This window comes from candidate division WOR-3 bacterium (assembly GCA_039801365.1).
Taxonomy (GTDB): Bacteria; Hydrothermota; Tepidihabitantia; order Tepidihabitantales; family Tepidihabitantaceae; genus JBDRUN01.
On sequence record JBDRUN010000100.1, the window covers coordinates 1 to 8,459 of the forward strand.

Annotated in this window: 8 protein-coding genes; 6 read left to right on the plus strand and 2 right to left on the minus strand. The window is 58.8% G+C overall.

Annotated elements, in window-relative coordinates; genetic code table 11:
- Positions 1–1,499: hypothetical protein (locus ABIL25_10075; protein MEO0082613.1), on the minus strand; the 1,499-nt coding region annotated here is incomplete at its 3' end.
- A gap of 334 nt (positions 1,500–1,833) precedes the next feature.
- Here ABIL25_10075 and ABIL25_10080 point away from each other — a divergent pair.
- The 6 genes from ABIL25_10080 (at position 1,834) to ABIL25_10105 (ending at position 7,299) form a co-directional block, all read left to right on the plus strand.
- The gene (locus ABIL25_10080) at positions 1,834–1,986 is read left to right on the plus strand and encodes a hypothetical protein (protein ID MEO0082614.1); all 153 of its coding nucleotides are present in this window, start codon (positions 1,834–1,836) and stop codon (positions 1,984–1,986) included.
- 10 nt (positions 1,987–1,996) lie between these two features.
- Positions 1,997–3,196, plus strand: coding sequence for a peptide chain release factor 1 (gene prfA / locus ABIL25_10085; protein ID MEO0082615.1), 1,200 nt, complete (start codon positions 1,997–1,999; stop codon positions 3,194–3,196).
- Positions 3,193–4,026 (plus strand): peptide chain release factor N(5)-glutamine methyltransferase, encoded by an 834-nt coding sequence (gene prmC / locus ABIL25_10090; protein MEO0082616.1) that lies wholly within the window; start codon positions 3,193–3,195, stop codon positions 4,024–4,026. The genes prfA and prmC overlap by 4 nt, the downstream gene beginning before the upstream one ends.
- A complete protein-coding gene (locus ABIL25_10095; protein ID MEO0082617.1) occupies positions 4,026–4,865 on the plus strand; it encodes an NAD(+)/NADH kinase in 840 nt (279 codons plus the stop codon). Before prmC ends, ABIL25_10095 begins: the two co-directional genes overlap by 1 nt.
- Before the next feature lie 84 nt (positions 4,866–4,949).
- Complete coding sequence (recN, locus tag ABIL25_10100; GenBank protein MEO0082618.1) at positions 4,950–6,623, plus strand: DNA repair protein RecN; 1,674 nt, start codon at positions 4,950–4,952, stop codon at positions 6,621–6,623.
- 4 nt (positions 6,624–6,627) lie between these two features.
- The gene (locus ABIL25_10105; protein ID MEO0082619.1) at positions 6,628–7,299 is read left to right on the plus strand and encodes a CDP-alcohol phosphatidyltransferase family protein; all 672 of its coding nucleotides are present in this window, start codon (positions 6,628–6,630) and stop codon (positions 7,297–7,299) included.
- Positions 7,300–8,061: 762 nt separating this feature from the next.
- On the opposite strand, the gene ABIL25_10110 is transcribed toward ABIL25_10105, so the two are convergent.
- The coding region (locus ABIL25_10110) for a CRTAC1 family protein (protein MEO0082620.1) at positions 8,062–8,459 on the minus strand (398 nt) is incomplete at its 5' end.

The following is an 8,459-nucleotide window of genomic DNA, read 5'->3' on the forward strand; positions in this document are numbered from 1 at the left end:
ACGCCGGCCCGGCCAAACCCGGTGCCAACAGCATTGAAAGCCGCACCACTCGCCACTGTCACGCTGCCCCAGGCACCAGTCGTGCCCAAGGTGAGCGTATAGTCACCAGTGGCGAAGGTGCCGGCACTCACCAGTAAATTGCGCTGGACCGTTACGTTACCGGTCATCACTGCGCCGCCGCCCGTGCGGTTGACCGTCAGGTCGTAGAATGGCCCGCCAGCCAGATTCTTGGTCGCAGTGCCGGTGAGTTCTACCAGCTTGGTCCCGGCGTTGAGGACACCGTTACCGGTCCAGTCGCCAGACACTCGGTAGAAACCATTGTCGGCCGGGTCGATGGTAATTGTGCCGTTGTTGGTAACATCCCCAAGGACGTAGCCGCGTCCACTGGCGAAGTAGTTCTGAGCCAGTATGAACACGGCACCCGAGTTGACAGTCAGTTTCGAGGCGGTGAAGTCGCCGTTCAAGTATACTGAACCATTGGGTCGGAAGGTTAGACTCGCGCCGCCGGTCTTCTCGATCCGCAGGTCAGCAAAAGTGTGCAGACCGACCTGCGTGCCGCCGGAGGAGTTTTGGGACGTGTTATAGTATGAACTCTGGCTGCCGGCGAATTTCACGACCGCGCTTCCCGTGGCGCTGATCGCCCCGGAATAGGTCGTCTGGACCGTACCATAGAAAGTTATTGTCCCGCCGGTCGCGAAGACTCCGTTCGACGTGTTCATCGGTAGCCACAAGGAAAGATTAACGTTGGCTCCCGTGGCGTTGTAGTTCACCGTCCCGCCGCTTATATTGCAGGTGTGGTTGTAGGTGCTGTACCGACCAATCGTGTGCGTCATCGTAATATTGACCGTCGTGCCCGGGCCGATCGAGACAGTGCCGAGCCCCGTCGCGGTGTTCGACTGGTCCAGATTGTAGATTGTGGTCGTTCCGCCGGTATTGATGTCAAGCTGCCCGTTTAGCGTGCCGTCGCCCGTCACTGAGGCATTCGTGCTGTTCACAGTCAGGCTGTTGCCGTTGGTGGACAGAGTCCCGACGTTGATATCCAACGCACCGGCCGCTGCCGCCGAAACGGTCACAGCCTGGTTCATCGTTACCGTGTTGGCCAGAGCGTCCTTGTTGAGATACAGGTAGTAGAACGTGGTCGGGTTGTTGCCACCGATTGACTGCGCGGCCGAGCCCCGGAAATCGGCATACCCGTTCGTCCACGTAGCAGTACCGTTGTTCGTCCAGTCCCCGTAGATGTAGAGATAAACCGCTGAACTCACCGTAAACGTCGCACCGCTGTTTATCGTCACGTGACGTATACTGTAACTACCATTCAACGTAATCGGGTGACCAGACTGGATAACAACGTCATCTGTGTTGCTATTCGGGACTCCGCTCGGCGACCACTTGGAAGCATCGCTCCAGTTACCGCCACCGTTGGTGCTGTAGTAAGTCACCGCCAGCGCTGAGCCAGCAAGCATCACAAGCACGAGTAGGGAGATTCTACAGACTTTCACATTACCTCCTGCATGGCAGTCTTGTTCTTCTTCGCCGCCCGGCGGACCGCCGTTGCGCTGGACAGCGTTGCGGACCAAGAGATAACGGACCGTCGTCCGTAGTCTTGCGAGGTAACCCTGTGAGCGTTCTCGGTTCTCTCGGCTCGCAATCAATTATCGGCCCAGCCGGACTTATGTCAATGATAAGGTCGGCGGACAGTATGGCGTCTCGGCCAACGAGACCGCTCTAAAGAACTCAAGACGACCTGTTCCGGTGCCATCCGCAATTCCACCGCGCTTTCCCTTGCGTCTTGACCGTTACCACAAACTTGACAGAGGAAGCAGCGCCAAGATAATGGCCCATGCTGGAACATGCTACACATTTCGCGCCGAGTTCTACGTCAGAACTAGGACCCCGGCGTTCGGCGTGGAGTGTGAAGCGTGGAGTACGCATCGGCCGCCCCGGATTTCTGGGGTCAGGCGCGTGGTTTCACTAACCGGACAGTAGAAGAGCCCTCATGACGGACACAGATTCGTCCATCGTTGAACGAAAACCGGCAGCCAGACGAATGCCGGCTACTGCTGCGGAGTTCAGACGCCGGCTGGCAGGCACGATTCAGCGCGTGCAGGAACTTGAAGCCGAGCTCAACGACCCGAAGACGATAGCCAATCCAGCCCGGGTGCAGAGTCTTACCAAAGAGTACCGCCGGGCCACTGCTCTAATCGCCCGGCTCGAGCAGTACGCTCAGGTGGAACGCGAAATCGAGGACACCAAGCAGATGCTGGCCGAGACCGACGATGAGGAATTGTGCAAGCTCATTGAGATGGAGCTGGCCGAGCTCGAGGACCGTCTGGCTCAGCTTGAGGCTGAGCTTGAACATGCCCTTGTCCCCCGTTCGCCTGATTGGGAAAAGGGCTGCATCGTCGAGATTCGCGCCGCAGCCGGTGGTGAGGAATCAGCGCTCTTTGCCGGCGACCTTTTCCGCATGTACTCCCACTACGCTGAGAAACATGGGCTCAAACTGGATGTCATGAGCTCGCGGCCGAGTGAGCTCAAAGGTTTCAAGGAGATAATCTTCGCGGTCGAAGGCGCCGAACCTTATCGCCGGTTCCGATTCGAGTCCGGCGTACACCGGGTCCAGCGCGTGCCCGAAACCGAGGCCTCAGGTCGCATCCACACCTCGACCGTTACGGTCGCAGTGCTGCCTGAGCCCGAGGAAGTTGAACTCAAAATTGACCCGTCCGACCTGCGTATTGACGTTTTCCGCGCCGGCGGCCACGGCGGTCAGCATGTCAACGTCACCGACTCGGCCGTGCGCATTACTCACATACCGACCGGAATTGTGGCCCAGTGCCAGGATGAACGGTCCCAGAGCCGGAACAAGGCTAAAGCAATGAAGGTGCTCGCGGCCCGACTGCTCGAAGCCCGGCGCAACGAGGAGCAGAAGAAGACCACCGCGACCCGGCGCAGCCAGATTGGCTCTGGCGACCGCAGCGAGAAAATCCGCACCTACAATTTCCCCCAGAACCGGGTAACTGACCACCGCATCGGACTGTCCGTGCACGCGCTTGACCGCGTGCTCGAAGGTGAACTGGATCGGCTGTTTGTCGCCCTGGAAAGGGCCGAGGCCGAAAAGGCACTTGGCCTTGAGCGGAAGTCCGGACGGGCTGGCTCGTCCGAACAATCAGATAGAAACTTGGCGACCGACACCGCGTGAACTCGGCCGAGCTGGTCCGGGCCGCAAGCAGACACATTTCGCGAACCGAAGCCGAGTTCCTGCTTGAACACCTGCTTCGGCGGAGCCGGCACGAGCTATACCTTGATGATGCTCCGGTCCCAGCCCGGGTCTGCCGCCGGTTTTCGCATCTTGTCCGGCGTTGCCAGGCCGGCGCACCGGTCCAGTACCTGGTTCACTCCGCACCGTTCCTTGATTTCGAAGTGTACGTGGATCACCGCGTGCTCATCCCGAGGCCTGAGACCGAGGAACTTGTCCTACGCGCCGCATCCCGCGTTCAGCCCGCAATCGGCAGTCGGCAATCAGCAATCGTCGTTGATTACGGTACCGGTTCTGGCTGTATCGCCATCGCGCTTGCCCGCATGTTTCCCCGAGTCCGGGTGCTGGCAGTGGACTCATCATCGGCCGCACTTACTGTCTGCCGCCGCAATGCAAAGCTTCTTGGTGTCAGCTCTCGGCTCAGGCTGGTCCGCGCCAACAGCCTTGACCACCCGGCACTCTGCCGACTGCGCAGCCGGGTGTGCCTGCTTATCGCTAATCCACCCTACCTGCCTACCAGTACGCTACCCCGGCTCGAGTCCAGGGTCAGAGACTTTGAGCCCATTTCCGCACTTGATGGTGGACCAGATGGGACTAATATCGTGCTGATGCTTGTCCGAGCAGGCCCGAAACTGCTTGCGGCTGGCGGCCTGCTTGCGCTGGAGATTGCGCCGGCACAGGCACGACGATTGGCGAAGCTGATACCGACCGCGACGATTGAACGCGACCTTGCTGGACGCGCGCGGTACTTCTTCTTGCCCAAGGAGGCCTAATGAACATCGGTCTTGTCGTCAACCCGCACAAGCTTGGCGCCGCAAAGTTCCTATCCGGGTTTGTGTCCTGGTTTGTATCCGAAGGCCACAAGCCGCTGGTTCTGGCTGGTCTGGACCTGCGGGTCCGGGCAAAGCGTCTTGCCCCGAGCCGTCTGGTTCGGGAGGCAGACCTGGTTGTTGCCCTCGGCGGCGACGGCACCTTGCTCCTAGCAGCCCGGCTAGTTGGCCGCAGCGAAAAGCCCATCATGGGTATCAACCTCGGCGGACTCGGATTCCTGACCGAGTTCTCAGGCGCTGAAGCCCGTGAAGGCATCCGTGCGTTCGCCCAGGGCCGGCACACTGAGGAACACCGGATGGTGCTCGAATGTCGGTACGACACTAAGCGCGGATTTGCGCTAAACGACTGCGCCCTGAATATGGGCCCGGCTGGCCGTGTCATTGAGGTCATTGCCCAGGCCGCAGGCACATTTGTCAACCGCTTTGTCGGCGATGGGGTCGTGGTAGCGACTCCGACCGGCTCGACCGCGTACTCGCTCGCTGCGGGCGGACCGGTAGTGTACCCGACAATGCAGGCAATGCTCCTGACCCCGCTCGCTCCCCATGCGCTGGCCGCGCGGCCCCTTATCCTGCCGCCGGAGACAAAGCTGGAACTCTCGCTCGCGCAAGGCTCTGATACCGCGGTTCTGAACCTCGATGGTCAGCGCCGCTGGCGGATTGCTGTTGGCCGACCGATCAGAATCACGCAGGCTGGCTTCTCAGTCCGGCTGGTCACACCGCAGAAGAAGAGCTATTATAGCATTCTGCGCAACAAGATGAAGTGGTCAGGAAGCCAGGTCTAGTTCCGTGAAACGGCTGACAACAAGCTGCTCAAGACGAACTAAGAGAACTCAAGGTTCTGCATTGCTGGGTCGCGCCTGCACAACATGCTGACCGAGCTGACGATACGAAACTACGCGCTCATTGATAACCTGACAATCGAGTTCGGCCCTGGGCTCAATGTCCTCACGGGCGAGACCGGTGCCGGCAAGTCAATAATTATCGGCGCGCTATCGCTTGTACTCGGTGAGCGGGCCGATGCCGATGTTGTCCGGACCGGCGAGTCCGAAGTTCAAGTGCAGGCCCGGTTCGAAGATATCTCTTCCCAGGCAACCGAAGCTCTCAACGAACTGGGGCTCTTCACGACCGACGGCATCTTGCTGCTCCGCCGCCGGCATGACCGCAGCGGCAGGAGCTTCGCCTATGCCAACGATTCCGGCATTACCATCAGCGCCTTGCGTCGGCTCGGCGACTGTCTTGTCGACCTCCACGGCCAGCACCAGCACCAGGTTCTGCTTCGGCCAGAGACGCACTTGCAGACCTTGGACTTTTTCGGCCGGCTTATCGGCCCGCGCGACAAGTACGAACAAGGCTTTTCTCGACTCCAAAAGCTGCGCCAGGAACTGGCCGCGCTCGAGCAGGAACTTGCCGCCAAGAGGCAACGCCGTGACCTCACCGAATATCAGGCTAGAGAACTAGCCTCAGCCCGGGTCCAGCCCGGCGAGCTTGCGCAACTGGAACAGGAACACAGACTCCTGGCTAGCTCAGAGAAACGCTATACACTGGCACGGGAAGTTGAAAATCTGATTTCGGAAAGAGAAGGCTCAGCTCAGGAACTCATCTCAGCGATTGGCCGCAAGCTGACCGAACTGTGTGGACTCGACCCATCGCTCAGCCCGGCGCGTGACGGCATTGCCACGGTCGAGGCAACCCTCGCTGACCTGTGGCGGGAGATTGTCTCCTACCGAGAGAACATCCAGTTCTCGCCCGAACGCATGGAAGAGGTCAACGCCCGACTTTTCCTGCTCCAGAAACTGGAACAGAAGTACCAGGTGCCGGCCGACCGCCTGCCTGAGCTCGAATCCCAACTGAACGCTGAACTCGGCTCGCTCGAGCTCGACCAGTCACGTTGCGAAGAACTGCATCGGGAAATCGCCCGGCTAGAGCGCGACCTGCTGAACCAGGCCCAGGACTTGTCCCGAAGCCGAAAACAGGCAGCCCGCAAGCTGGAAGCGAAACTTGAGCCCGAGTTCACCGCACTTGGTCTGGAAAAGGCCCGGCTTGTCGTGAGTCTCACAGGACCTGACTCACCCGGGCCGAATTCCCTCACACCTTCGGGACTTGACCAGGTAGAGTTCCTGTTCTCGGCCAACCCGGGTGAGGAACTCCGGCCGCTGCGCAAGGTCGCATCCGGTGGAGAGCTTTCCAGAATCATGCTCAGCCTGAAAAGCGTTCTGTCCGGTGTCGCACTTGTCCCAACCATGGTTTTTGACGAGGTGGACGTTGGCATCGGCGGCCGCGTCGCAGAAGCGGTTGGTCGGCGCCTCGCCCGTCTTGGACGCACCCAACAGGTTGTGTGCATAACCCACCTGCCCCAGATTGCCAGGTTTGCCGACCGTCACTTCCTGGTCGCTAAGGAAACGAAGAAAGGTCGTACCCGCACAACAATCGAGCGTCTTGACGATGCCGGCCGGGTCAGCGAGCTGGCGCGGATGAGCGCCGGCACCGAAGTCACTGAGACGAGCCTGGCCCATGCCCGGGAAATGCTCAAACGCACGTAGACCGATGAGAACCGACTCTGAAACTAACCCCGGGTTGACAGAACCAGCACTTAGTGAATCGCCCTCGTTACGGCGCCTGATTACCATTCCAAACCTCCTGAGTCTTTCCCGCATTTTCCTGCTGCCCCTGACTCTGCTCCTGCTTATCAAGCGCCAGTCCATCCCCGCACTCAGCCTGATGCTTGTTTCATGGGCAACCGACGCCCTGGACGGCTACCTTGCCCGCCGTCTGAATCAGGTCTCTGACCTGGGCCGAGTGCTCGACCATTTGGTTGACAAAATTTGGGTAGGTTCAGTGCTCGTCACCCTGGTGTACCTATCAGGTCTGCCGATTTACATTGCCGCGGCGGCTATCCTTCGCGACATGCTTATTTTGGCCGGCAGCCTTGTCATTATGAAAACCCGCGGCTCGCTGGTCTCGTCTGATGTACTCGGTAAGATTACCGGCTGTGCATTCGCACTGCTCATGGTGTACTACATACTGGTCCCTGCCGAAGGGAACTCCTCGGCACCAACGCACCTTGCCTACCTGCGAACGTACAAGCCTTACGTGGACTACACCGTTGCGGTTCTGATCGTCGTATCCTTCCTGAACTACCTTGCCGTGTACCTGAAAAAGATGGGCAAGTTTCGACTGCCCGGCGAGAATAACCATAGCACGAAACCTGGGGATTAGCGTCCTCCGGCGCCCAGTATCTGGAATCCGGTACTCTTTTCCTGCTCCCTTGTTCTATTTCCTTGACCGTTGCAAGAAGAAACAATGCTCTCGGTCGGAGATTCCGACTGGCCCGGTATGCCGGCCGAGTGACACCTGGTTGCTTACGAGCTGACTTCAAGGCTCAAGCCCAAGCTGAACCAGAAACTGATCCGACATGTGACAAACCGGCTCACAAGTCGCATGAGCTCGTGCCTGAGCCGACAGGTGTGAACCAGATTGAGTTGCCTTGTCAGACAGGCTGTGAGCCGTGCTGTGACGGACTATTTCAAGCCCCAGCTTATCAACTACTTAAGAAACCGCCTGAAACGCTGGCTCAGCCCTGAACTCAAGCGTTGACTAACCTCGCGTCTCAGCCTTGGTTTCAGAATCCGACTCAAATAGGGAGTCACTCCCTAGGTCACCGGGTAACCCCCTATCCCTGTGCTTGTCTCCGCATTGCACAGTACTTGCAGTGTTATATCATTCTGTGTGCCAATCACTTGTGCAAAGGTCTTTTCTCCCTTGTCCACGATGCGCCATGGCAGATGTTCGCTCAGAACTGAATGAACGTCCTGCATCGATTGATTTCATTGTCAAATGCAGCACAAACTCACCAGTGTTGTGCTGAGCGTTGAGACCGGGCTGACAGAATAAGAACCAAGTCCGGGAAAGGGAAGCAGCGCGCCGGAATGACAAAAAGACCCATAGCACCTGTGACGAGCGATTACAGTTGTAATCAGGCTAAGGTTCTACGACAGTCAGAAGTTTGTCAGGCGCTACATTCTTGAATGTGACAACCCGGCTCGGACCGAAGCGAACTTGAACCAGAACCGGACGGCTGTCCTTGCCCAGACCGAAGTGCTGGACAAGTGAGTGCTGGCTCGTCGTACCCTTGCCGCCCTCGACTTCACGTGTCCACTTTTCCCGCCCGCGCAGGACAGTGACCCGGGCACCGATGCCGACACGGTTTGCTTTTGTGCCAATGACTTTCACCTTGAGCCAATGGTTGCCATTTCTGGTGTCATTTCGAAACAGCCGCACGCCCGAGCCTGAGCCCACAACAAGGTCCATATCGCCGTCATTGTCGAAGTCTGAGAACGCACAGCCCCAGCCGTTGTAGCACCGTGTACCAGAGAGCC